The organism is Agarivorans sp. 1_MG-2023, assembly GCF_030548385.1.
Taxonomy (GTDB): domain Bacteria; phylum Pseudomonadota; class Gammaproteobacteria; order Enterobacterales; family Celerinatantimonadaceae; genus Agarivorans.
The window spans coordinates 269,443-295,986 of the sequence record NZ_JAUOSJ010000004.1 but is presented as its reverse complement, the minus strand read 5'-3'; the positions used below and the strand labels follow the sequence as shown (position 1 = coordinate 295,986).

The 26,544-nt window shown below is 44.7% G+C and carries 19 protein-coding genes; 8 read left to right on the top strand and 11 right to left on the bottom strand.

The genetic code is table 11. The annotated features are described in order from the left end of the window. Positions 1–18: 18 nt before the first annotated feature. Entirely contained in the window at positions 19–2,046 is a 2,028-nt protein-coding gene (locus Q4592_RS07690) for a methyl-accepting chemotaxis protein (protein ID WP_303511715.1), read from the bottom strand. Positions 2,047–2,276: 230 nt separating this feature from the next. Here Q4592_RS07690 and Q4592_RS07685 point away from each other — a divergent pair, with 230 nt between their 5' ends. The 3 genes from Q4592_RS07685 to Q4592_RS07675 all read left to right on the top strand — a co-directional run bounded on the left by Q4592_RS07685 (position 2,277) and on the right by Q4592_RS07675 (position 6,178). Beyond that, positions 2,277–3,542 carry an esterase-like activity of phytase family protein gene (locus Q4592_RS07685; RefSeq protein ID WP_303511713.1) on the top strand — a complete coding sequence of 422 codons (1,266 nt, stop codon included), beginning with the start codon at positions 2,277–2,279 and terminating at the stop codon, positions 3,540–3,542. Positions 3,543–3,677: 135 nt separating this feature from the next. Continuing rightward, positions 3,678–4,838 carry a GGDEF domain-containing protein gene (locus Q4592_RS07680; RefSeq protein WP_303511711.1) on the top strand — a complete coding sequence of 387 codons (1,161 nt, stop codon included), beginning with the start codon at positions 3,678–3,680 and terminating at the stop codon, positions 4,836–4,838. A gap of 125 nt (positions 4,839–4,963) precedes the next feature. Further along, entirely contained in the window at positions 4,964–6,178 is a 1,215-nt protein-coding gene (locus Q4592_RS07675; RefSeq protein WP_303511709.1) for a Xaa-Pro peptidase family protein, read from the top strand. Positions 6,179–6,249: 71 nt separating this feature from the next. Here the strand turns inward: Q4592_RS07675 and Q4592_RS07670 are convergent, their stop codons facing one another. Further along, positions 6,250–7,863, bottom strand: coding sequence for an HD domain-containing phosphohydrolase (locus tag Q4592_RS07670; protein WP_303511707.1), 1,614 nt, complete (start codon positions 7,861–7,863; stop codon positions 6,250–6,252). A gap of 154 nt (positions 7,864–8,017) precedes the next feature. Between Q4592_RS07670 and Q4592_RS07665 the strand changes: the two genes are divergently transcribed. Then, a complete protein-coding gene (locus tag Q4592_RS07665; RefSeq protein ID WP_303511705.1) occupies positions 8,018–8,548 on the top strand; it encodes an NUDIX hydrolase in 531 nt (176 codons plus the stop codon). On the opposite strand, the gene Q4592_RS07660 is transcribed toward Q4592_RS07665, so the two are convergent. Next, positions 8,540–8,980 carry a PACE efflux transporter gene (locus Q4592_RS07660; RefSeq protein ID WP_303511703.1) on the bottom strand — a complete coding sequence of 147 codons (441 nt, stop codon included), beginning with the start codon at positions 8,978–8,980 and terminating at the stop codon, positions 8,540–8,542. The genes Q4592_RS07665 and Q4592_RS07660 overlap by 9 nt on opposite strands. 98 nt (positions 8,981–9,078) lie before the next feature. Here Q4592_RS07660 and Q4592_RS07655 point away from each other — a divergent pair, with 98 nt between their 5' ends. Next, a complete protein-coding gene (locus tag Q4592_RS07655) occupies positions 9,079–9,507 on the top strand; it encodes a hypothetical protein (protein ID WP_303511701.1) in 429 nt (142 codons plus the stop codon). 131 nt (positions 9,508–9,638) lie between these two features. Next, positions 9,639–10,025 carry a hypothetical protein gene (locus tag Q4592_RS07650; RefSeq protein WP_303511700.1) on the top strand — a complete coding sequence of 129 codons (387 nt, stop codon included), beginning with the start codon at positions 9,639–9,641 and terminating at the stop codon, positions 10,023–10,025. Positions 10,026–10,166: 141 nt separating this feature from the next. On the opposite strand, the gene Q4592_RS07645 is transcribed toward Q4592_RS07650, so the two are convergent. Beyond that, positions 10,167–10,856, bottom strand: a complete 690-nt coding sequence (locus Q4592_RS07645) for a pirin family protein (RefSeq protein ID WP_303511699.1) — start codon at positions 10,854–10,856, stop codon at positions 10,167–10,169. A gap of 132 nt (positions 10,857–10,988) precedes the next feature. Here Q4592_RS07645 and Q4592_RS07640 point away from each other — a divergent pair, with 132 nt between their 5' ends. Continuing rightward, positions 10,989–11,894, top strand: a complete 906-nt coding sequence (locus Q4592_RS07640; protein ID WP_303511697.1) for a LysR family transcriptional regulator — start codon at positions 10,989–10,991, stop codon at positions 11,892–11,894. A gap of 28 nt (positions 11,895–11,922) precedes the next feature. On the opposite strand, the gene recD is transcribed toward Q4592_RS07640, so the two are convergent. The 5 genes from recD to Q4592_RS07615 all read right to left on the bottom strand — a co-directional run bounded on the left by recD (position 11,923) and on the right by Q4592_RS07615 (position 23,456). After that, entirely contained in the window at positions 11,923–13,974 is a 2,052-nt protein-coding gene (gene recD, locus Q4592_RS07635) for an exodeoxyribonuclease V subunit alpha (protein WP_303511696.1), read from the bottom strand. Then, complete coding sequence (gene recB / locus Q4592_RS07630; RefSeq protein ID WP_303511694.1) at positions 13,967–17,680, bottom strand: exodeoxyribonuclease V subunit beta; 3,714 nt, start codon at positions 17,678–17,680, stop codon at positions 13,967–13,969. The genes recD and recB overlap by 8 nt, the downstream gene beginning before the upstream one ends. Further along, on the bottom strand, positions 17,673–21,026 hold the full coding sequence (gene recC, locus Q4592_RS07625) for an exodeoxyribonuclease V subunit gamma (RefSeq protein WP_303511693.1): 3,354 nt from the start codon (positions 21,024–21,026) through the stop codon (positions 17,673–17,675). The genes recB and recC overlap by 8 nt, the downstream gene beginning before the upstream one ends. A gap of 118 nt (positions 21,027–21,144) precedes the next feature. Further along, positions 21,145–21,543: a hypothetical protein gene (locus Q4592_RS07620; RefSeq protein ID WP_303511691.1), complete on the bottom strand. Its 399-nt coding sequence runs from the start codon at positions 21,541–21,543 to the stop codon at positions 21,145–21,147. Positions 21,544–21,995: 452 nt separating this feature from the next. Further along, positions 21,996–23,456: a YifB family Mg chelatase-like AAA ATPase gene (locus Q4592_RS07615; protein ID WP_303511868.1), complete on the bottom strand. Its 1,461-nt coding sequence runs from the start codon at positions 23,454–23,456 to the stop codon at positions 21,996–21,998. 21 nt (positions 23,457–23,477) lie between these two features. Here Q4592_RS07615 and Q4592_RS07610 point away from each other — a divergent pair, with 21 nt between their 5' ends. Then, positions 23,478–25,055 carry a recombinase family protein gene (locus tag Q4592_RS07610; protein WP_303511689.1) on the top strand — a complete coding sequence of 526 codons (1,578 nt, stop codon included), beginning with the start codon at positions 23,478–23,480 and terminating at the stop codon, positions 25,053–25,055. A 764-nt stretch (positions 25,056–25,819) separates the two neighbouring features. Here Q4592_RS07610 and Q4592_RS07605 read toward each other — a convergent pair. Continuing rightward, a complete protein-coding gene (locus Q4592_RS07605; protein ID WP_303511688.1) occupies positions 25,820–26,107 on the bottom strand; it encodes a hypothetical protein in 288 nt (95 codons plus the stop codon). Positions 26,108–26,211: 104 nt separating this feature from the next. Continuing rightward, entirely contained in the window at positions 26,212–26,529 is a 318-nt protein-coding gene (locus tag Q4592_RS07600) for a hypothetical protein (RefSeq protein WP_303511686.1), read from the bottom strand. Between the last annotated feature and the right edge of the window lie 15 nt (positions 26,530–26,544).

Below are 26,544 nucleotides of genomic sequence, written 5' to 3'. Positions count from 1 at the left end.
GCCAAAAGGCTCTCTAATTTACTTCAATATAAAACGTTTTAACATAGTTTCGATGTCATTTACCTGTTGTTGCAACTCTTCACTAGATTGCGCCACTTTACCAATTTGCTCAAAGTTATCTTCAGCAACTTCGGCAATCACATTCACGTTTCGAGTCACTTCACTGGCAACGTGATGCTGCTCTTGCGCTGCCACACTAATTTGATCAGTCATTTCACGCATCTGGGTCATGTCGGTGCGAATGGTCATAATCGCTTCGCGTGATTTCTCAGCGAGGTCTTTAGATTCGCTCATTTGTTCACGGCTAGAGGCCATTGCATTATAAACTTGAGTCGATTCACGTTGCAGGGTTTCAATCATCGCCCTTACTGACTCGGTACTTTTGGTGGTTTGGCTGGCTAAACTTCGTACTTCATCTGCTACCACAGCAAAGCCTCGGCCTTGCTCACCTGCTCGCGCAGCTTCAATCGCCGCATTTAAAGCAAGTAGATTGGTTTTTTCAGCGATACCGTCAATCACTTCAATAATAGAACCAATTTGCTTGCTCGCATCAGCCAGTTTATCCACTTGGCCAGAAGTACTTTGCAAAGCACTATCCAAACTTTCGATAGTTTCAATATTTTGATTCATCACCTGCTGGCCTTGATCAATATTGCTCTCTACCGACATTGACAACTCGCGGCTACTTTCAGTATTAGACGCCACTTCTTTAATCGCCGATTCCATTTCAGTCACAGCTGTAGCAACACTACTAAGCTCTGCCGTTTGTTTATCTAACTTAGTTTTAACAACGCTTGCGGCTTCGTTATTTCGAACCGATACGTCACTTAATTGATGAGCGGCAAGTTGAATTTGGCTAAATACCTCCCGCGCTTGCTCAATCATTCTATTAATCGCTGCCACCAAAATCGCAAATTCACCAGAGTATTTGCCTTGCATAACTTGGCTATAGTCACCTTCTGCTAATCGCAGAATATGTGATTGAGTGTGCTCTAGAGGTTTACGAATTAAGCTGGCTAGCCAATACGCAACAGCAATAGCAAACAGTATTACGATAGGCACCACCACCGCGGTGGTCGCCCGCGAATTTTTAATCAGGCTTTGACCTTGCGCGCTAGCGGCATCACTTTGCTGGTTTGCTAAGTCAACAATCTTAATAATAATGCCATCTAAGGCTGACAACTGACGGTTAATTTCCGTCGTTTGTTTGCTAATGTTGGCAATGGTTTGTTGGCTTCCTATGTAACGCTCAACAATGCCCGAAGAGTCATTTACCTCGCGGTTAAACCAGGTTACTAAGTCTGTCACTTTAGGGTCAGCTAAGCCTTCCACCTCAAATGTCAGTGACTCAAAATCATCATTAAATACCTTGCTGTTATATTGAATCTTTTTAACTAGGTCAGCGACTTTTTCCGGGTCGCGAGTGTTTACCATGTTTGAAAGCAAAAATTCGATTAAACCAAAGCGATCCATCACCATCGTTAAAACGTCTTGAATATAACTATCTTCTGCAGCGCTAGGGCCGGAGACTTGGTTAACCATGCGCTTTAAATCCGAAAGCTGAAACAAGAAACTACTAACATCATCACGAACTTTTTGGTCTTGTTGTAAAAAGATCCCTTGTTGCTCAGCTAAGCCTTGTCCTTCTGTAGACAAGATATTTTCAACTTGTTCTACGTTTTTTAAGTGCTGATTCAAACTGGTGATGTTAAATGCAGCAGCATGCTCAGAAAGAGCCTTCACCTGATCTTCTAAAGATTGAATAGCAAGTTCTGCTTGGCTATTTATCTGTTGTAGTTCTTCAAGGTTAGTTGAATTGGGGATGCTGAGTAATTGGATTCCGGATCGAAGCGCTTGGCTACCAACACCGTTGGCCAACAACTGCGTTTTGGCGCTGTTTTCCGTCAACATATTAAAGCTTGAGTTTATTTTTTGGCCGAGTAACAACGCGCCGCCGCCGCCAAGTGCAATCACTATAGTGAGTACGGCAAATCCAATGTATAGCCGATGAACAACCGAGATCTGACTGATATTTTTTCCAAACATGCCTTGCTACCTTTCCCAAAGTTCGACATTACACCCACTAGTAATCCTAGTAAGGTTTTCGTTGATTAGCTTTTTTAGTAATTATTGTGAGATATCCTGCACAATTAATGGGCTAAGCCATTATTAGATTTGGCTTTTTGGCTCACTACTTATGCAAATTCATACGTAATAAAAGAATAATCTAATGGTTATATTATGTTTTTATAAAACATTATAGCAAGGAAGCAAACATGACCATAAGATTGATTTTGCCGATAACTGTGCTGGCTCTCACAAGCCTGCAAACACTCGCGAACGAGGTTAATACTTCGGCGACATTGCCTTATCAAGTATTAACCACATTGACCAACGGTACCGAGATCCGTAACGGCGGTTATGGCTCCGCAATGACCGCTCACCCAAGCCTCGGTGATCACTTTTATGCACTTACCGACCGTGGGCCCAATGCAAAATATCAAGGCCCAGAAGGTAAAGGGAAAATATTCCCTACCCCCGAATACACGCCACGAATAGGCTTATTTCGCTATTCAAATGGTCAAATCACTAAAGTAAAAGAAATTTTGCTAAAAGATCCACAGGGTAACGCCGTTTCTGGACTGCCTAACCCTAAAGGCATGGGTGATACCGGCGAAGTAGCTTATGCTAATGACAAATCAGTACTCAAGGCTGACCCTTACGGTATCGACAGTGAAGGTTTAGTGGCCTTAAAAGACGGTGGCTTTTGGGTAAGTGACGAATATGGCCCACATATTGTGCATTACAATCAAGAAGGCCTAGAGCTAGAGCGCATCAATCCATTTGGCACAGGAACCGGCGGCCGCAAGCTACCCGCAGTATTTACTCATCGCCGAGCAAACCGTGGCATGGAAGGTTTAGCCATTACTCCAGACGAAAAAGTACTGTTTGGAATCATGCAATCTACCTTGTACAACCCCAGTAAAAAAACTATTACCAATAAAAACCTTACTCGCATCGTAAGCTTTAATATTGAGACAGGTAAAACCCAGCAGTTTATTTATCAGCAAGAAGCCAACAACTTGTCTAATTCAGAAATTGTTGCTCTCAACCAACAACAGTTTTTGGTGATTGAGCGAGATGGTGGCTTTGCCGGCGGAAAGGGGAAAAAGCAGGCTAAATACAAACGTATCTACAAGATAGACCTACGCCAAGCCACAGATGTAAGCGGCGATGTTACTTCACCAAACGGTTTACGCGTTAACGGTAAAACGCTAGAACAATTGAGCTGGCAAGAGTTGGCTAATCAAGGCATTAAACCGGTAACTAAAACCCTCGTCAGCGATTTATTGGTAGATATGCCTACACCTTACCCTCACGACAAACTAGAAGGGCTGTGGCTACGCAACAATAATCAACTAGCGGTACTCAATGATGACGATTTTTCGGTCGCAGCCAAAGGCGAACATGTGATTCAAAAAGTACTTCCAGCCAACCAAAGTATTGATCAAAATACCTTGTACATCCTAGAACCCAAATAGGCCTATTTGAGCCATTCAGCGGAGCTCCTTGGTGTTTCGCTGCTTCGCAATTTAGCTACCATCTAAGCAATTCAATTTGTATAAATAAAACAGGCATCTACACTATTGTTGTAGCAATAAGGAAATCGCTCGTTAATGGTTGTTGATGGACTCACCTATTTTATTCTCACCACTTTAGTGACGGTGGTATCCGCTGTGGTACTCACCCTCATTCGACTTTTTCATGGGCAGAAAAAAGAGCTAGATTGCTGGATCATCGCTTCATACGCTCAGGTATGTGGCTTAGCATTAGTAGTACTGGCAGATATGCCAACGGCCACCGAGTTGATCTTACAAAACGGCTTGTTTGTAGGGTCTTTCTTATTGATTTTAGCTGGTCACCATCACTACCTTAAACAACGTTTCAACCGAACATTACTGGGTTTAGTGCTCGCAGTGTATTGCGCCTTTACTTTGTATTACATCATGTTTGAACCCTCTAGCAAGCACCGTATTATTTTGTTTTCTAGCACCTTAGCACTGTGTTGTTACTACTGTGCCTATCTGTATTTTCGCTATTGGCGACAACAAGATAACAACGCTTTGTGGTTGGTTATTAGCCTCTACCTGTTCTTTGGCAGTTGTCTCATGTTACGCATGTATATTACCTTGCAAGGCACTCCAGAAAATCGCGGCTTACTGCTAGGCGTGCCTACCCTGTTGTCCTTAGCCATTTTTGCCGGTAATGCCCTGCAAACCTACGTGTTTTATTTTTTGCTGCATTGGCGGCAAATTATCCAGCTGGAACAACTCGCCAACTACGACATAACAGGCGCTATGCGGCGCAGTTACTTTCTTAAGCAGCTAGAAAAAATGACCAAACGTGCGCAGTTTTCTGGAGGAGTGGTAACGGTAATCTTTATCGACTTAGATCGCTTTAAAAGCATCAACGATGTGTATGGGCACGACATTGGCGACAAAGCTTTAATGCATTTCTCCCACATTGCCTCAGACAATCTGCGAGTGGGCGATTTATTCGGCCGCTTTGGCGGCGAAGAATTTGTGATTGCACTCAACAATGCCAATGCCGAACAAGCTAATACCCTCGCTAATCGCATTCGTATTCAACTCAATCAACAAGAGTTAGCCACCAGCAAAGGCAAGCTATTTATGAGTGCCAGCTTTGGTGTGGCCAGTAATATTGATACTCCAGATCTGTCAGAGTTAATTAAGCAAGCCGACGAAGCCATGTACCAAGCCAAACATCAGGGGGGAAACAAGGTCAGTATGCATACCATGTTAGAGGCCACTAATTAACAAGCCATTCATTCTTCTAGTTATTAGTTAATATTCCACTTTACCTACTGCCCTTTTGTTCTTAATCTTTAGCAAACGCTGAGTAAGCTCATTATCTCAGCTAATCATGCAATCAAGGATTATCCATGACCATAGGTGTAGGTGGCAGTAACGCCAGTGAACAATTAGCCCTGCTAAGCAACATGTGTAGCGATGTTGAAAAAATAGGTCTTGCAGAGTATCAACAGCGCCAGACCAAGGCCTGCCGACTCATGCAGCAACAGGGTATTAGTGCAATTTACCTTAACGCAGGTACCAACCTCTATTACTTTACCGGATTAAAATGGAACGCCAGCGAGCGTATGGTGGGCGCAATACTCAGCGCCAACGGCCAACTGCATTACATTGCGCCTTATTTTGAGCAGGATTCAATTAACGATTTTATGTTAATTGAGGCGCCCTTTCATGGCTGGCATGAACATCAAAGCCCCTACCTCTTGTTTCAGCAAGTGTGCCAGCAACAAAAACTAGAGGGAAAAGTCGCCATTGACCCTAGCGCGTCATACTTCTTGGTAGACGGCCTAATTAAAGCTAACCCTAAGTTACAGTTTGTAAATGGTGACTCAATAAGCCAAGCCTGTCGTATGCAAAAATCGGCTAACGAAATAGCCTTAATGCAAAAAGCAAAAGACATGACCATGGAAGTGCAAAAAGCGGCAGCAAAAATATTGCGCCCTGGCATTAGCACTAGCGAAGTAACAGCGTTTATTCATCAAGCACACCAAAAAGTAGGCGCTAGCGGTTCCTCGTTTTGCATTGTGTTATTTGGTTTAGCCAGCTCTTTTCCGCATGGAGTAAAAGAGCCTCAAATACTGCAAGAAAATGATTGGGTACTTATCGACACCGGCTGTTTAGTTGAAGGTTATAACTCAGACATCACCCGCACCTATGCCTTTGGCGAAGCCACCGAGCACCAACGTAGCGCTTGGTTAAGCGAACAAAAAGCCCAACTAGCCGCCTTTGAAGCGGCCCAACTTGGCCAAGCTTGCGCCAATGTAGATGCCGCAGCTCGCCAAGCATTAGCCAATGATGGCTATGGCCCAGATTACGCCTTACCGGGTTTACCACATCGCACTGGCCATGGCTGCGGGCTAGATATTCATGAAGGGCCGTATTTAGTGGCTGGCGACAACACTCCATTGGCCGAGGGCATGGTATTTAGTAACGAACCAATGTTAGTGATTCCCGATCATTTTGGGGTACGTTTAGAAGACCATTTCTATATGAGCGCTAATGGCCCAGTGTGGTTTACTCAACCCAGCCCAAGTGTAGATGATCCTTTTGGCTATCATCTTAGTTAAGGCTATTTGCGCTACAAACAACTAACCCAAGCCACGCGCTATTAAACGCGTGGCTTTTTAGTCATTCACCCTTAGGTTTTGCTGAGCTTAGAGCGGCTTTTTCGAAAATCATTTTCAAGAAAGTTAAATACCTGCACCAAGTAAGGGTCAAAGGCCTTGCCGCTAAGCTCATTAATAATGCCCTTAGATTTCTCAAAGGAAAAAGCCGGCTTGTAGGGGCGCACCGACATTAACGCATCAAAGCAATCCACTAAACTCACAATGCGGGCTTCAATTGGAATCTCTTCGCCAGCAATTTTTTGCGGATACCCTTCACCGTCCCAACGCTCGTGGTGGCCACGCACAATATTCTCAGCTACTGGGCTCAACTCAAAGTCTCGCAATAACTGATAACCATTGTCTACGTGCTGCTTCATCACCTCCCATTCTTGAGGATCAAGCTTGCCCGGCTTACCCAATATCGCATCGGGCGTAGAAATCTTGCCAATATCATGCAGCGACGCAAACTGATGAATATCATCCACCAGTTGTTTATCTAAACCTAAGTGCTCAGCCATTAAGCGCGAATAGTAAGATACCCGCTGCACATGGCTACCGGTTATTGGGTCGTCATTTTCGTGCAAGCGTTCCAACATTTCGGTAACACCTTCTAGTACCTTTTGCATCTTGGCTTTTTGTAAGCGTGCGTCTAATTGCTTTTGTAAATGCTCGTAGCTATAACAAACTCCCGCGCTTAATAGCAGGCTCACCAGCAATATCGCCCACCACAACATACTACGACTAAGCACCGCAATGGCCGATAAAGGCTGAGTAAGCGCTGGCAAGTAACTCGGCTTATAAGCCACCACCAGCTTAGAGCCACTCACCACAGGTCGAGCGGCACTGTCTAAATTCACCTCTGCCGCTAAAGATTGATCAAAATACACCCGTTGATGGGCTAAATGGCTTAACTGAGTTGCGCTATACAAAAGCTCACACTCTAATTCAGCGCAATAACGCAGCTCTGGTTGTGGGTGGGCTAAAAACTGGTTTTTATAGTCTACGATGTACAACTGCATATGATCAGGGATCAAGCTACCCAGCTGACTAAACACTACATTTACGTCGTAGTTAAACATTAGCGAGCCCATCACCTGCCCAGTATTTGGGTTAGTAATTTTTTGGGCAATGCGTAACACCGGGCGATAAGGCACTTCTACCACGCCATAATCCACATTTAAATCTACTGCAGACATATAAGAGCGGGTGCTGGGTACGTCTAATAGTTGTTTAACGTAGTAACGTTCCGATTTATCTTGCAGCTCTACATCGGCTAAACGCATTGGCACACCACCCCGAGTCACCAACTTAAATACTTCTCGACCTTGCGGGTCTAATAAGCGACTTTGCACAATGCTGGATTTACGCTTCATCAGCTTGCGTAGCAATTCTTCTAACTGAGTATATTGGCCGCTTAACAGCGCTTGCTGAACCAGACTTAAGTCTGCAAAATATTCTAGCTCTTGGCGATTTTGAGTTTCGGTATGTTTTAGTAAAACTGACACCGCTGCGGCTTGTTTAGCAATATCACTGGATAGCGCATTCACCGATACATTTCGTTGATTAAGCAAAGTAATGCTAGTTATTGTCATCACTACCGCCAAAAACACCGCAGTAACAGCAAGGTAGAGCGTCATACGTGACATAACAAATCCTCCTAAGAACTCCTAAAACTATGTGCTAATTTGTCGGTTCTTGCGAGTAATTGATAAATTTATATATAAATTTGTCATTAATTTTAGAACCCTCCCGTCATCTAAGTGCAGTAAGCTAGAAGAAATAAGCCTGAGGAGCCTTAAAATGGAAAAACAAACACTGTGTAAATGGCACTGCTTTGAAGTTGTTGAAGAGCCACACCAACTGCCCGATCAACGCCAAGTACAAGTCACTACCTTACAACACCCAGGCGCAGTGGTTATTTTGGCACTAAACCCGCAAGGCAAAATAATAATGGAACGCCAATACCGAACTGCGATTAAAGATTGGCTAGTTGAATTACCCGCCGGCACCATTGAAGCCAACGAGCAATCATCACAAGGCATATTAGAATGCGCCAAGCGTGAGCTTCAAGAAGAGGTAAATTTGGTGGCGGAAGAATGGCATAACTTGGGCAAGCTATACCCCGCTCCCGGTTTTTGCGACGAGATCCAGTATTTGTTTGTGGCTAAAGGCTTAAGCGCAAAGGCAGGCCAATGTGACGAAGACGAATTTATTGAAGTATTTGAAATGAGCCTCACGGAGTTCGAACACGGCATCGTTAACGGAACCATTAACGATGCCAAAACCATCGCTTGTTATAGCCGCGCCAAACTTAGTGGCCTACTAAGCTGAGCATGATTGAGCCTTTACTTGGCCAAGCACAGGAAACAACTTGTCGTAAGCTAAGTTATAGCCGTAAGCAAAGAACAAGTAATATACAATCATCGCTGCATCCATAATCAAGGCTTGCAGCAAGCTCACCTCAAACCACCAGGCCATCACAGGAATAGTAATCACCAACAAACCTGCTTCAAACCCCAAAGCATGTATTACTCGTTGCTGCTGGCTCTTTTCACTATTGCCTTGGCGACGCTGCAAATAACCATCAAACCACGCGTTGTATTTATAGTTCCACAGCGTAGCCACCACAGAGAAAAACAAACCCATAGCGCCAGAGTGCATAGGGTCAACCCCAAACAAAATACTCATTAATGGCATTGCGCCTAACAAACCCACTAGTTCAAAACCAATAGCGTGACGAATTCTGTCGGATGTTTGTCTCATGCTTATCTCCAGCTCAAATCAATAAGGCTATTTTATCGGCTTAATAGTCCTTATACTGGAACGAAATAACAGCATTTTTCCTCAATACGGGAATAATTATGAGTACCTCTGAATGGGACAACATTGCCACTGGCAGCTTTGAATTTACCGACTGTAATGAGCGAGAGTACCGCGCAATGCAAATCGAGCGCGTTGAATCATTAATGGCGTATTACTCGTTAAATCGTAACCAACTGGCAAAGCTAAGCGGCATTTCTAAAACCGCGCTCTACAACAAGTTAGACAAAGACGGCTCGGCCAATTTTAGCCAAATCGAAATTTACAAATTAGCCAAAGCCATGGATTTGAGCATGGTGTATTTGCTCCCGCTAAGTCAGCAAGAACGTGACCTAGTAAAAGGCTCTCCCATCCCCGCCAGTAGCCTTAGATTTGTAGACGATATGTTAGGCGCGCGCCGCGGTGACGTTGAGTTTTTGCATGGGGTACACAAGCTGTTTCAAGAGTATATGCAACAGAGGAAGAACTAGCGAAAACTTGCGTGACTGCACTAAATTAGTATTTTTTAATTTTAAAAATCACTGGCTTACATTAATATCAAAATTATCAATAAATTAGCATTTGAATAGTAAAAGATTACTCTCAATCAAGGAAGATGGATTTGAAAAGTTGGCGATATTACTCAGTCGGATTAGTGGGTTTAGCGCTGCTAGGCTGTAATTCAGAAGAAGCTGGTTTTGGTTGTCCTGACGTTGTAAACCCGGGCATTGCTATAACAGTATTAGATGACAAGACAGGAGATGCGATCTCTTGTGGTTCAAGTGCGACTCTTCAAGAATCAAGTTACGAAGAAACACTAACCCACCCTGAAGGCATAACCTGCGAACCAAAACACACCTTACAGGGCGCTATTGAAAGAGTTGGCTTTTATAACGTGACCGTTATGAAACAAGGCTATGAGCATTGGTACGCTTACGACGTTGAGGTGAGTGAGGGAGTTTGCGGCGTTGATACAGTTCAGCTAGAGGTTCGCTTAGTTAAACAATAGAACATCTAAACTTTTGCCCGTGGAGAGCTTAGGTGCTCTTCGCGATAACATTGAGTTTCGCATGGGGCACGCAAACAGTCTCATGAATATACCTAGGTCATAATTGCTTTCCCATTATCAATGTTGTGATTCATCAGTTTGTTACTCACTAACAACCAGTAAATGTAGGTGATTGATGGCCGAGATCGTTAGTTCACTACTGCGAATCAAGTCCCCCTCTTTTACTGTTAGTACTTCAGCATTAGCCTTTTCACTTATCTGCGCATCCCCACTTATAAGATAAATCAGCGTGTTACTTTGGAAATGCAGGTCACTTCCGGCGGTAACATGCGCAATATCAATCAGAGTATGACTATCAAATGTTTTTTCTTGCGAGGAATCCCCTCCATAAATTCGAGTAATACCATCTAATTTTGGGGTGTACGATTTGTAAGATGCTCTTTGTCCCTCTACTTCTGGTAATGCCCAAACTTGCAACATTCTGTTGGTGTCGTTGTCTGGATTTAGCTCATTGTGCGAGAAACCTTCCCCGCCCGCTCGTTGAACTTGAACATCGCCAGCAACTAGATTTTTTCCATGCTCCATTGAGCCTTCATGGCTAACACGGCCTTCAACAATAATTGAAATAACATCGAGTTCACGGTGAGGATGCATACCCGATGACCCAAAGGGTTTATATCGAGCATCAGCCAAATAAACCATGCTGCCCAATCCATCAAAGGTTTCAGGTTTTTTGCGCGCCCCAAAAACCTTACTATCCGTCACTAGGCGATGTTCAACAATGCCAGCGAATCCGCCTAATGCTAAAGAATCTCTTGATAGTATTTTCATAACTTAATCCTTGTTGTGTTAACAGAGTTTCTGTCGTTGATGGAGTTATTCTAGTGAACACCAATTGTTTTATATATACACATAAATTAGAATTTCTTTTCCATATTTAACAACAATATGATTAAGCAAAAAATGAATGTAGTAAGCGATTTAAATGACATGATGCTGTTCGTAGCGGTGGTAGATGCGGGTAGTTTCACATTAGCAGCTGATCGCTTAGCCATGCCTAAAGCAAATCTGAGCCGTAAAATATCTCGTTTAGAAAAACGCCTAGGTGTAATACTGCTAGAACGAACAACCCGTTCCCAGCATATTACCGAGGCAGGGCAACTCTATTTAACACATTGCCGGAGTATTTCAGCCGAAGTTGGCTTAGCAGAGGCAGCCATCGCTCAAGTGTTAAATAAAGTGGAAGGGCAGTTAAAGATTGGCGCATCGGTAGGCATGGGACATGACATTCTCAAACCCGTTTTAGGCACGTTTATGCGTCAATATCCGGAAATTAAATTACAACTTGAGTTACTTAATCAACGCGTAGACCTAATTGAAGAAGGTTTTGATTTAGTCATTCGAATTGGCGACCTCGACGATTCGCGTCTCATTGCAAAACGACTCGGCCAAGTTAGCCGAAAACTATACGTTAGTCCTCATTATTTACAGCAACACGGAGCAATCAAATCGATTAACCAGTTAGCCCAATACGATTTTTTGCTTATGACGAGTGTGCAAAATGAAGGGCATTTAGAGCTGGTGTCGGGCAGACAAAAACAAACTCTCAAAATTGCACCTAAAATGTTAGTGGATGACTATCTTATTCTTAAGCAAATGGTAGTAGAAGGAATTGGTATAGCGGTACTCCCTGACTACATGTGTGAACAACAAGTACATGATGGTTCTTTAGTTCCCCTTCTGGGCAACTGGGGAATGCCTGACGTTGATGTGTATGCGTTATATCCAAAACACAAACTCAATATTCCCAAAGTGAAAGCATTTATGCTTTACATACAGGAGGTGTTTAATCAACGATTAAACACCTAGATAGAAAAATGCAAATAACGAGAAGCCCCTATCTAGCAGCTAAACGCTCCACCAAACCCGAACGCCGTTGGGTTTTATTTCTACACGCTGCACTAATACTTTCAGCATCGGCATACAAGCTAAACTGACTTTTCGCTCGAGTAATCGCGGTGTATAACAACTCTCGATTCACCAAACCTTGTTTAGCGGGCGGCAGTAACATGGCGACATGTTTAAATTCACTGCCTTGGCTTTTGTGCACCGTCATCGCATACACGCTTTGATGAGCAGGCAGGCGGCTTGGCAGCAGCCAACGTAAACCATTGGCCGATTCAAACGCTACCATTAGCTGGCCGTTTTCATCGCTGGCACAAATACCAATGTCGCCGTTATATAGCTGCTGTTCGTGGTCGTTTTGATCAATCATTACTGGGCGGCCGGCATACCACAGGCTCTCGGTATTAGTAGAGCGCTCAATCAAGCCGTGCTTTTTCAATAGGCTTTCTATGCGCTGGTTTAAGCCGCTAACTCCTAGCTCGCCATTTCGCAAAGCCACCAATAGCTGGAATTGGTGAAATAATTCAAATACCTGCTGCATGTTTTGCCCTTGTTGCAGCGCGTTTAAATAAGGCTGATAACCTTGCACCACTGTATCGAGCAAATCTTGATAAGCCTCTTGGCCTAAGCTTTGATAAGGCAAATCTGGGCGTTGTGAGTTAAGCAGCTCTAAAGCGTGATCAGCGCGCCCTTGGTTTACCGCCTTAGCTAACAAACCAATGCCAGAGCGTGCATCAAAGCGGTAGCTTTTGCGTAACAAACACAATTTATCGGCGATCGCCAAAGGTGCTTGGGTTTGTTGTTGAGATAAATCAAAACCACTACAGGCTTGTAGAAATTGGCTTAGCTCGGCACTGTAACCGTGGTCGATAAAGGCACATAAATCACCAAGTACCGCCCCTGCTTCTACCGAAGCCAGCTGATCTTTATCACCCAACAATATGATCCTCGCTTTAGCGGGCATCGCGGCCAGTAGCTTAACCATTAAGGGCATATCAATCATCGAGGCTTCATCTACCACTAACATATCCAAAGTGAGTGGGTTGTCTGCATGATGACGAAACTCCGCTCGGCCGGGAATTACACCCAGCAAACGGTGAATGGTAGACGCTTGCTCAGGAATGGTGGCAATGGTTTGCTCACTGGCATTGAGCTGGTGCTTGGCACCAATAATTGATTCACTCAAACGAGCGGCCGCTTTACCGGTTGGCGCAACTAGCTGAATATTAAGCGCGGGTTTGCCAGAGCTTAAATGTAAATCTTGTAATAACGCTAACAAGCGAGTCACGGTGGTGGTTTTGCCGGTACCTGGCCCACCGCTTATCACCAATCGAGCTTGATAACAGGCCTGCAAGGCTGCCAATTGCTGCCAATTTATTTTGCTGACGCTGCTTATGCTACTAACAAAGGTGGCCAAGCTTTGCTCGTCATTAATCTCAGCGAGTTGCTGAAGCCAGCTAACATCGTTCAGCAAACTTACGTCATTTACATCGAGAAATTGCTCAGCATACAGCTCCATTTGCTGGGCTGGATAGTTAGCTTTTGCTTTTAACAACATCGGCCAGTCTGAGCTAAATAATTGCTGCACTCGCTGGGCAATCTCGCTGGCCGAAAACTCACTAGACACCTGAGCTTGCGAAAAGTAATTGGCAATTTGCTGTTCATAGCGCCAATAACGGTATAAATATACCCGCTGATATTGCAGCACCAATGGTTTAGCACTTTGCTCAGCGTTATCGGCTTGCTGAACAGCCTCGGATTCACTGAGCACCTTCAACCAAAAATCACTATTTTGATATTGCTCGAGTGGGCAATGGCCTAAAATTTCACAACGCTTGGCAATGCCAGCAACATCAATGCACACGTGCCCAGCATTTAACTCGTTGCTCACCATCGCGGCGGCAATCATTAAGGCCTCTGCATTGTTATTGCTGGCGAAGGTCTTGGCAAAATGAAAATCTAAAGCACTAATGGCACCATCTTGTTTAAGTTGCTGTAACCAAGTAAGGGCTGGCGAAGTGATTAAGCTGGCTAAATTACTCATCGGCTAGCTCCTCGCAGCTTGGCAACATTGGCAACTCGGTAGGCAAGTGCTCACCGGCAAATAGTTGGTCGAGGTGTTCAATAAACTCTGGCTCTGGGCGACTAAAATAGACCCCTTGGCGATCGGTGATTGGTGAAGTTTCAGCGCCACTCATGCCACGTAAAAACAAGTAATATACGCCACCGAAATGCTGCTGGTAATCATAGTCGGGCAGGCGTTGGCCTAACCAACGATGTAAAGCCAAACTGTACAACTGATACTGAAAATCGTAGCGATGCTCAACCATGGCATTTTTCATTGCTTGCTGTTGATATTCGCCCACATCATCGCCCAAGTAGTTAGACTTATAGTCCAGCACATAATAGCGGCCATTGTGTTGATACACTAAATCAATAAAGCCTTTAAGCATGCCTTGCACGCTAGCAAAATCGAGTAAGTTAGCTCGGCGACTCAAAGGGTCGAAGTGACGAATTAAGCGGTTCACTTGGTTAGCTTGCAGATCGGCAATTGGTAAGAAAAACTCCATCTCAACCAAACGTTGTGGCTCGGGCAAGTGGCTTAAACTATAGGCCTCAATACTGCCTGCATCATCGAGTGGCGTTGCACACACTTGTATAAACATTTGGGCCAAAGGCTCTAACCACAATAACTCGCCTTGTTCATTTAACTGGTTGTAGCTTGACGCTTGTAACAAGCTGGGTAGCTGTTGGCGGACTTCATCAATCTCCGCTAGGAAATCCAGCTCTTCAAACAACAAATGCAAAAAGGTACCCGCCTCAGCGCCACGCGGAAAGTCAAAAATAGTGAGTGTTTGCTCTGCCTGTAGCTGGCTGTTTTCAACGCTTAGTCCTTCGGCTTGATCTAGCCATGCCATATCGCTGCTGGCGTCGAAGCCAGAATGGTGACCTTGATGACGACTCAGCGCCGAATAGCTAGTGAGCCACCAGTTTCGATTAATCTGGCTGGTAAAATGTCGCGCAGCGTAACTCTGTTCGCCCTCATCAATGGCTTGATAAGGCGTGAGTGTTTGCTCACTCACTGTTTGCCAGGCAATGTCTTTGTGTAGGGCAAGATTGTCTAATATTGCCGCTAAAGCCCCCGCAGGCTGCGGCTGATTTTGTTGCAGTAAGTAACCCAACGCACTTTGGTGTACGTCGGTATCGCCTTTTTTGGCATTGCCTTTTTTAAGATCTGCCACGCCTAAATAACAACAATACACTGCCCGGGTTACCGCCACATACAACAAGCGTAAATCTTCGGCTAAACGTTCTTGGCAAGCCGCTTCCATGGCTTTTTCGCCAGCGTCCAAATCATAAATAAAGCGCTCGCCTTCATGGTACAAGGCTTCGCTGGCTTCGCGAAAACCAAGAATAAATGGCAACATCACTATTGGATATTCCAAACCCTTACTTTTATGAATAGTGACAATTTGCACTAAGTTCGCGTCGCTTTCTAAACGTAATTGTTGGTCGTCGGCATTGCCGTCTGGCTCTAATAGTTGCTCGGAAAACCAACGCATTAGGGCGGCTTCACCATCTAGCTCGGCACTTTGATTTTGCAGCAGCTCAGCTAAATGCATTAAGTTGGTGAGTAAGCGCTCACCGTAGTTATCACTTTGATTTATCCAGCGCTCGCTAATACCACGTTGGCTCATCCAGCGATAAAACATGGCCAGTACGCCTTGGCTTAGCCACAGTTGTTGGTACTCGGCAAATTCTTGCGAATAACGTTGCCAACAAACTTCGTCGGTGTTCAGAGCATCCAACTCTTGCAAGCTTAGACCAAGCATTTTGCTGGCGAGGGCGGCACGTAATTTACGATCGTTATGCGGCTCTTGGCAGGCTAATAATTGCAGGTAAAACTGATAAGCTTCTGGGCTTTCAAACACACTATCGCGGTTAGACAAACTCACGCTGGCTATATTTTGTTTGGCCAATGCCGCAGCGACTTTGTCACCTTCGCGGCGGGTTCTTACCAATACCGCAATGTCTCCCGCTTCAACGGTTTTACCCTTGTCGCCCAGCGTTGCTACGCCGCTTTGCCCGGCTTCTAATAATTGCTGAATTTGCTGAGCACACTGCAAAGCTTGGCCATTGATATAGTCTTCGCCACGCACAAACTCACTATTTTGCTGATACAAAAACTGCATCGCAGCTTGTTCTTGACCATTAATTTGTAAGCCTTTAAGGCTTTTTTTGTTCGCATCAACTGGAATAAACTCAATCGCATCGTCAAAAATAAATGGCCGCGCATGGGCTTCAAACAATAGATTACAGGCATTAACCATCGCCCCGGTCGAGCGCCAATTGGTGGGCAAGTTATAACGTGCAGCAACATTGTTACGTGCTTGCATGTAGGTGAAAATATCGGCCCCACGAAAGCCATAAATGGCTTGTTTAGGGTCACCAATCAGCATTAATGCGCTATCGGCTCTGCCCATATAAAGCTGCGAAAATATTTGATACTGCTGCGGGTCGGTATCTTGAAATTCGTCAATCATTGCCACTGGATACAACTGGGCAATTTGCTCGGCGAGAACACCACCTTGCGGGGCATTTAGCGCCTTGGCTAAACCCGCCAGTAAATCATCAAAACTCAATAACTGTTGCTGCTGTTTTAGCTCGGCAAAGCGCTGGCGAATTTGCGGTAATAACTGCGCTAACAGCAGGTTTTTAATGTTCTGTTCGTCATCAAACAAGGCTTCAATAGCATTAAACGCCTTATGCTCTGGCGGCGCACCTTTGGCTTTGACACCATTGGCTAAATTCTCTGGGGCAAACTTGCCTAAGGCTTCACGCAAAGGCTTGCTTAAAAAGTCGCTCTCGGTGGGAGCGTCGGCAAACTGATTAATCAGCCCTAGCCATTTCTCTACTGAGGCTTTGCGAAACTTGTTGCCGTTTAAAGGCGCAGTGGCAATTAGCTCGGCAATATCGGCTGCTGCGGGTTTCCACAGCTGTTTAAAGGTATCTATACGTGCAATTTGCTGGGCAAAAAAGGCTTCTAGATTTTGCTCATTTGGCACACCTTGCAGCTCAAAATGGCTTTGACTAAGCAAGCTGCCAATTTCTTGATGCAGCTGATATGGCCCCGGCCAACATTGCACAATGCGTGAAATAAGTGGCACAGGCAGGGGATAAAAACGCTGCCGCCAGCAGTCTTGCACTGCCTGTAAACGTAAATGGATTTCGTTAGTGAGAAACTCCATCTCAAAAGGTAAGCCAGATTCAAAAGCATGTTGCTTTAACATGCGCTGACAAAAGCCATGAATGGTGAATACTGCGGCTTGATCCATGTTTTGTTCAGCCAGCAGTAAACGCTGGGCCGCTTGTGGGTGATCACTCACTTCATCTAGCAATTGGCCAATAAAGAAGTCTTCACTTGTGCCACGTAAGAAGGCGATGCGTGCTTCGTGAATTTTTTCACGGATGCGGCCGCGTAACTCTTGAGTGGCGGCTTCGGTAAAAGTCACCACCAAAATTTGCTCGATAGTGAGCGCAGTTAGCTGCCCTTGTTGAGTAAAGCCTTGGCCCGTTTCTCGCTGATGGCCTAATAACAAACGCAGTACCAAAGCGCCAATAGTATAAGTTTTACCGGTGCCAGCACTGGCTTCAATTAGGCGCGCTCCGTTCAGCGGAAGGGTAAATGCATCGAGATTATTAGTTCTTACTGCCTGCTTAGGCTGAGCTTGCGCGTTTATATCAGACACTGGCAAACTCCTCTATATGTTGTAACAAGGGCTCGAATAAACGCTGAGTATTGGCTTCGAATTCCGGCCATATTGCTTCTAAATCAGCTAGTTGGGCTTGAATATACGGGTCATCACCTTCGGCTTGTGCAAAGGGTCCACCCGCAAACTGGGTGCGTGCAGCGCGGCGTGCCTTGTCGATATTGGCTTCGCTAAACTCGATTGCACCAGTCTTTTTATCCTTGCACTGGCTTATCCATTGCCAAGCGCTTTCGATAGGTAATAGCAAAGGTTGCTGTAAACCTGCGTGCAAGCAAGTTAGCCAGTCACTCAAACACTGAGTGGCAAATTCACTATCAATAGGCGCGAACTGCCAAGCATTTTTGCGGCCAACGATATAACTAGCTGACGCTTGAGCTGGCTGCGCCGCATGAAAAACCAAGTGCCATAACCAGGCAGCCACTAAGTCTTTACCACGAATGCTGCCGGGGCGATAAGACACCAACCCTTGTGCATACTGATGCTTTAACCAAGCCGATAAACGGGTTTGTAATGCGCTGTCTTCCGAATGGTAGTCCAGCTGCAGCATTAATTGTTGGCGCTCTAACAAACCACCCGCTAGCAAAGGAAATAGCATATCTGCCAATGGTTGTGTGTCTTGCCATTGCTGCTCAAACGATACTTCACCAAACCCACCATGGGGCAAAGCGCCAGCGGCATGTAAGTGTTCAAACTGCTGGCGTTTATCAGCATTATCTAATTGCTGCTCCAGCAGGTGTTGCTTCATGGCGTAACCCGATAAGCCTTCTACCAAGAACGGTTCGGTTTCTTCTAGTTGGTCACTTAAGCGAGGAAAGCTCACTTTTAAGCGTCGTTGATAAAAATAAGCAATTGGCGAGCGGCTAAACGCTAGCAGTTCGTCCATTTCAATATCTGCCAAACCACCCTCGTTGATTAGAGGTTCAGCTGAGGCTTGCTCAGATTTATTCTGTTGCTGAGCCGCCACTGCGGGCAACCAGCGCTGCGCATAACTAAAGATCCGTGAGGAATGCTGATAATACTCGGGCGAGAATGGCTGCAAGGGATGCTGATGAGTGAGCTGAGCAAGTAACTGCTTGCCGGAGTCATCCACATTGAGCTGCTCATCACCGTCTAAAACACAGCTTTGCGCTAAGTAATCTGCCAGCTCGGCCACTAATACCGAGGGAGTTTGCTCACTATTATCTTTAGCGCTATGTGCAATATACGAAATGTATAATCGCTGTTGAGCAGCCAGTAGCGCTTCTAAAAATAAGTAACGATCGTCATCTCGGCGGCTACGGTCGCCACGTGTTGGCGGATTAGCCGCCATAAGATCAAAACCTAAACTGGGCACACTGCGTGGGTATTCACTGTCATTCATTCCCAATAAACACACTACTTTAAAAGGAATAGCGCGCATTGGTAGCAAGGTACAAAAGTTGATTTGTCCGGCTAAAAATCGCTGACTGCCGCGTTGGGCATTCAGCTGGTTTCGGCAATAATCTAATATTAGCTCTGGGCTTATTGGCTCGTGATATTCGGTTGCGGTGCACTGCTCCACCAAGGTTTCAAACAACTTTAACAAACGCAATTGCTCGGCTTCGTCCTCACTATCAAAGTGATAAATATCGCTTAGCAAAGCTTGCAGGCGCTCTCGCCATTGGGATGCTGGTACGGCTTCTAAGAGCTGTTGTTCGAGTTGCATTAACACATCAATAAAGTCGGCCAACTTACCCACTGCAAGTGCGCGTTTACCTTGCACTTCATCATAGCCCAGCACACCTTGGTAAAGGCCTGCTCCGCCAGGCATGGCATAACCCAACAACATGCGCTTAATGCCAAATAACCAAGAATGGGTTTCGTCATCTGGTGCTTGCCAGCGGCTACGATCAGCACCATCTAAGCCCCAACGCACACCCGCTTCTTTTACCCATTGGCGTAGCGGTTTTAGCTCGTCTTCGCTTAAGTCGAAACAGCGCATTATCGCAGGCACTTCTAATAGAGCGAGCAATTCGGCGGCTGACTTTCGTTTTTGTGGTAAGGCCAGCAGCTCTAAAAAGCTGAGCAATACCGGGTTCTCTTGAGTGGCACTGCGATCAGAAATAGCAAACGGCAAACGAGTCTCACGACTCGCGCTACCAAATACCGCTTGAATCATTGGCCCGTAACGGTTTACGTCGGGCACCATCACGATTACGTCGCGCGGGCTTAAGTCTGGATCTTGTTCAAACATTGCCAATAACTGGTCGTGCAGTACTTCTAATTCTCGACGAGGGCTATGGCACAAATGTAATTGAATACTGCTGTCGTTAACGGCAATAGAACGTTTATGTTCGCTGCTATCAAAGCGCTGATAATCAATGGGATCTTGCAGCTGCAAAATATCATCTTGCACCAAAGACAATAAACTTGCGGCGCTGTGCTCACTGAGGTTGCTAGCAAAAATGTCGGTTTCTTGTTTGTTAAGCGGGTGCAGCATTTCAATGTAGTCACGCCCTAACTTACCCATTGAGGCTAATAGCGGGTTACCGACTACTTCAATGTCGGCTTGCTGCTTAAGCACAGTGCTAACGTCGCGTACATCGCCCCAATACTTCTCTGATGGATTGGTGAGAAATAGATGAATATCAGTATGTAAGGCCAGTGCATCTAAGGCCTCAACATAGGCCGGTGGTAAAGCCGATATACCAAAAATAAACACTTGTTCTGGCAGGCCTTGTGGCGCCGTTTTTGCTAGCCGCAGTTGCTCAACAAAATCGATATACAAATTGCCGCGGTGGTAGGGCGAGTCCATAGAGCCAACGGTATCATCAACCAAATCTCGCCAAAGGATCGGCTGCCAAGGTTGGCTTTCACTGACTTCAATCAGGTCTTCGCCATCTTCCCAAGCACTGGTCCACTGGCTACGATACACCAAATATTGGTCGTAAATGTCAGCAATTTTCTGCGCCAGTTGCCATAACTTACGGCTCTCTATCTCAGTCGTATCATCATCACCTAGCAAGTAGTGTTTTAGTGCGCTAAATTCTTCTTCGGCCAACCGTTTAGGTAGCAAACGCATTAAGCGCCAACTCATGGCTTCTTTATTGAAGGGACTTTGTTCGGGGACGTCTTGCAAGACCAAATGAAACATTTGCCAAATAAAACTAGCAGGTAGCGGGAAGGCAACATTCGCCACAATGCCCTGTTGTTCGGCCAGTTGTAGCTTTAGCCACTGCGCCATGCCGGGACTTTGCACCAACACTTGTTGCTGAACAAAAGGATTAGCAGGTGCCTGTAAGGCCATTACCTTACTTAGCAGTATTTGCAGGGTATCTAAGTGGTTGCTTTGATAAAGATATAACAAGAAGGCTGTTCCCTTGAACTAGGCAGCCTTTATTGTGCCAGAAAAAACCTCTTAAAAAAGTGTTGCTTAAGCAATTTTAATTAAGCGAAAGAGGTTCTTTCTAGACAGAATGAGGAAACTATTTAGAGAAGATAATTCGACGTAATGCCGAGTAGTCAAAGGTGGTGTATCCACCAAAGCCATTTTTAGCCACAAACATACCTGCGTCATCATCTTGGCTTGGCAAGCTAAACTTAGCGCCGCTGTGGGTTACTGCAATATATTGATTAGATACATAATAGTACTGATTATCTGCTTGAATGAATGCCAACTCACTTAGGGGCATAAACAAACGCTTTCCTTTGCTATCTAAAGCTACTATGCGGTTTTTTAAACTGCCATCTGTATTCTGTATCTGTAAATCACTTAACTCCATCCATTGCGATTCACTACCTGATTGTAACCAAATTCTAACTTCTTGAGCGCTAGCGCTCGCAGCAAACAATAGAGAAATGCCTATCACCATCCATTTCATCATCGTAATTCCTTCCTTTTTTATTAGCGCGATAACCTCTTTATGCGGGTTATTCACGTTTGCACTTTAAGTAGCAGCTGTCACCTTGTAAACACCCGTTTAACGATTTTTCGGTGAAAGTCATGTTTCTGACCTTACTGCCTTTCTTTTTTAATATTTCATTTACTCTTTAAAAGAGCTTGAACACCCGTGGTTCCTATAAACAGCTATCAATAACTCTATGTTTATAACTCACATAGTACTTCAAAAACAGCAGCTTATGAAAACGTTATCTTTCTTTTCATTCTAATTAAGTGTCAATAAATTGAACACAGACAGCTATACAATTTCTGCGCCATTTTGTTGTATTCATTTCTTTACGGAACAAAAAAAGGCGCCCAAGCGGCGCCAGCGCTGTGACAAAAAATTTATAGTCGCTAGAGACTCAACAGAAAATAGTCAAAATAAAGTGAATGTTAGTGGCTTAATTGTTTTAACAATCGATCCATAGCACGATAACTTAGTGCTTCTATAAGATCACTGCGTTTAACATCTGATTGTTGTTTCAGATCGGCAATGGTTCTGGCCAAGCGCCAAACTCGGTGAAATGCTCGTGCAGAAAGCCCAAGCTGGCGAATGCTGCTTTCTAAAAAGTCGCTATTTTCAGCACTAAGAAAAGCATGTTTATGTAACTCTTTACCCGAGAGTTGGCTATTGAGTTTACCGCTGCGCTGCATTTGTAATTTACGGGCAGCAATAACCCGCTGTTTGATTGCCTCGCTAGACTCACCACTAGAGTGTTGGCTTAAACTGCCTTTCGGTAACTCAGCCACCTCCACGCTTAAATCAAAGCGATCTAGAAATGGACCCGAAAGCTTACTCAAATACTTGAGGATTTGATCAGGGTTACTGCGCAATTGTTGGCCTTGGTAATATCCACAGGGCGACGGATTCATGGCTGCTATGAGCTGAAAGCGCGAAGGGAAACGCACTTGTAAAGCAGCGCGTGATATATGTACCTCGCCTGATTCTAGAGGCTGACGCAGGGCATCTAGGGTACTGCGGGCAAACTCTGGTAGCTCATCTAAAAATAACACTCCGTGATGCGCCAGAGTGATTTCTCCCGGTTTTGGGTTTGACCCTCCGCCTACTAAAGCCACCATAGACGCACTGTGATGCGGGCTTCTAAATGGCGGTATGTACCATTGTTCAAGCTCTCTTTGCTGGGCACTGACCGAGTTAATTGCCGCGACTTCTATCGCCTGCTGCTCACTTAGGCTGGGTAAAATACCCGGTAAACGACTAGCTAACATGGTCTTTCCCGTACCCGGCGGGCCTAACATCAACAAGTGATGTGCCCCTGCCGCAGCCAGCTCTAAAGCACGCTTGGCTAAGTGCTGGCCCTGCACGTCGCTCATATCTGACTCTAGCTTGCTTAATGCAGGCTCTATGGGGCTTGCAGCCAACAGATTAAAAGTGCTTTGACCATTTAAACCAGCGCTAAGCTGCTGCAGGCTGGCGCTACCATGTACTTTCACCTCAGGCACCCGTGCTGCGGCGTCAGCGTCTTGTTCACTGGTGACTAAGGTGAGATGCTGTTGGCTTATAGACAGTGCCGTGGCAATAGCACCGCTAACTGGGCGAATAGCACCAGAAAGTGCCAACTCTCCACAAAAAGCCATATCGTTTAAACGAGCTAGCGGAATATCACCAGCAGCAGCGAGGATGCCTATCGCAATAGGCAAATCAAATCGACCTCCGCTTTTTGGAACGTCTGCTGGGGCAAGGTTTACGGTGATGCGTTTAGCCGGAAAAGAAAAGCCACTGTTTAGTATCGCACTACGTACTCTGTCTTTCGCTTCTTTAACCGAGGTCTCTGGCAAGCCAACTATCGAAATAGTTGGTACATTTAACCTTTTAAGTAATAATTGTAATATTGCGTTTGGATAAATAAGATTATGATTGCATACACCTACATACGTTTCTCAACAGCTATCCAAGCTTCAGGTGATTCCTTAAGGCGTCAATCTGAACTCGCCCAACAATACTGCCAACAACATCAATTACAGCTTAGCAATGACACCTTTGAAGACTTAGGTATCTCAGCGTACGACAACAGCAACACCCAAGAAGATGCAGCCCTAGGCCGCTTTCTAAACGGTGTACAAGAAGGAACAATATCAACCCCTTGTTACCTTTTGGTTGAAAGTCTTGATCGCCTTAGCCGATCACAAACCCAGTTCTCCATGACTCAGCTACTAACGCTAATAAACCTAGATGTAACTGTAGTCACTCTAATGGACAACTGCATATACCAAACACCAGTGGACACCACCCAGTTAATCATCAGCCTCACCATAATGGAAAGGGCTTACAATGAATCTAAAACCAAATCTGAACGCATAAAAGCAGCATGGCAAAACAAGTGGGCTAATCCAGAAACAACCAAGAAAACTAAGAACTGTCCTTTCTGGTTAAAGCCAAATGAAGATTCTAAATCCTATGCAGTGTTAGAAGAACACGCAGCAACAGTAAGGAGAATCTTTGAGTTATACATTGATGGCTTTGGCATCTACAAAATTGTAAGACACCTAAATGAAAACAACATCCCATCAGGTCGCACAAAGTGGGGTACTACAGCAGTAAACCGAATACTAAAATCAAAGGCTGTTTTGGGTGTATTTGAACCCCACTTCCGTGAAGGTAAAAAGCGTGTAAGCACTAATACATTTATAGAAAACTACTTCCCATCCATCATTGATGAACAAACCTACTACCTAGCCCAGAGTAAAGCTCAAGAGCGCGCAACAGCCTTCTCAGGCGTGGGCAAGAAAAGCGACTTCCCTAACCTTGTCAATGGATTAGCTACTTGCCACAAGTGTGGTTCATCAATGAGATATGATAATAAAGGTGCTACTCTCAAGTATCTAACCTGTACAGGCTTCAAGAGTAAAGCTTGTGATAACACCCCACTTAGATTCGAAATGATTGAAGCCTTTGTTACTGAACGCTATCTCCAACCAATGTACGTATTGAAGTGGCAGCAATACGTAAACCAACCCAAGCGAGCTAAGAACCTAGAAGCAATTCAAGCCAACATAACCCAACAACAAACGGCTTACAGCGAGCTATTGCAGCTAACCACTGATTTCTCTGATCCCACTTTACAGCGAGAACTAAAGCGCCGCTCTGAAGCTATCAATGAACTTGAAGCACAGCTTGAAAAAGCTAAGGCAGAAAACGTAGCAACCCAATCTTCAGACGTACACATGAACTTTGATACAGCGTGTCAGCTCGTGACTGATTGCCTACAGAAAACTTGGGGAAATGGATTTTACAAACCTAAGCCATTAGCTGGTGACGAGCTATTTAAAGCTAGGGTTAAGTTAAACCGCGCCTTAAAAGATGTGTTCACTCAGTTTGAAGTGCTGCATGACAAAACAACCAAAACAGCCACAATCATCACCAATGACTACACATATACAGCGGATTCAAAAGCGTTTGAGAGCAACAACGAAGCTTGGTTTGTTCAATAGACAATAAAAAAGGGGCGCAATGCCCCTTGTCATCTAGCCCCCAACCTTAAACTTAAAGCACTTAGCTTTCTTGGGGTACACCTTTTCACCAGTGATGTAGTGAACGTAGTAAGGGCAATAAACCCAACCATCAACAACTTTATTTGTCATGATCAACCTCCAAACCGTGTGAAGGACAGAACAAATCTTGTTGGTGCAAAGTGCAATAGCACAATTTCAGGTGTTTAGTTAGTTTTAGCATATTCAAGTTAACCTCTTTTCAGGTGCCATAATAAAGCACTAGCAAAGAAGAGCTTGGACTGCTAATATTCGCGGTGAACAGTGTGAACATTAAAAGCTCCTGCCTTGCTAGGTGCGCGTTTGCATTTCGACTAAGGCGTGTTGTAGCACGCCAAAGTCAACTCATCCATGTGCAAGCCAGAAAACTGGTTCCAAGTGATAATCAACTAGTTATGTCCACTATCACTATCTATAGTCTATTTAAATAACCCCTTAGATGATAGCCCCTAAAAGTGATTAATTGATGGTTTTTCGAACTTTTTTGGCTATCCAAATGGCTAGATGGCCAGAAATCGTCAATATAAGCGATTCTAACAAAGAGTTTCGCTTTAGGCTTACCATGCAAAAGGTACTTGCAAAAAGCTCTCAGAGAGCTGGAAAAGTGGCCAAAAACAGCCATCGGCGAGACCTATTAAATTCCTACTTTCATACCCTTTAGTTTTCACTTATTTCAAACTGAATGCTTATAATGACTAAAGGTTTCTTTATGCAAAGTCACGTCTGATTCGTGTGTTGAAGTATCTGTAAACCCCATCATCCGCTTTAAGCTTCAAAAAGCCTTTAGGGTTTGGTCTTAGCACCCGTCTAGTACCCTTATTTCTCACCTGTCTAGAGTAGCGATGTTGCTCATATCGACAGAACCCCGTGAGCGTTTCCCAAGCGTCTTCTCGTGCATTCAGCAGCGCATCTAATACATCAACACCCTCTGGTAAACCTAGCTCCACAGCCAGTTTTTGAAGGCTTAAATCGGCTTCGATTTTATTTATTTTCATGTGTTTTATTTCTCCTTATGTTTTGGCACCTGTTAATACAGGCAATTATTTAATGACTCTTATGTTCCCACTTTCCGTAACAACGGCCAGTTAACGGGAAAGTGTTATTGCTTAAAACTAGTAAAGTAAGTGGGCTCAATTGACCTTCTGTTAGGCCTAGCCAATACGCATCGGCTTCTACCGTCTTTATCAGTGATGCAAACTTGGCCAAACTGATTGGGCTTTAGGATCTTACCGTGTCGCCTAATCTCTTTAGTTACTCTGTGCTGCTCATACTTAGGAAAATCTTCCATTCGTTCCCAGCGAGCAATACCTTCACCATTTATAAAACTACGAATATGGTTAACTCCTATACCGTAATGCCAAGCTACATCTGTTAGCGTTTCGTAAAGCATCGCTTCTAGGTTTGAATTGTCTTTCATTTTTGTGTCTCCATT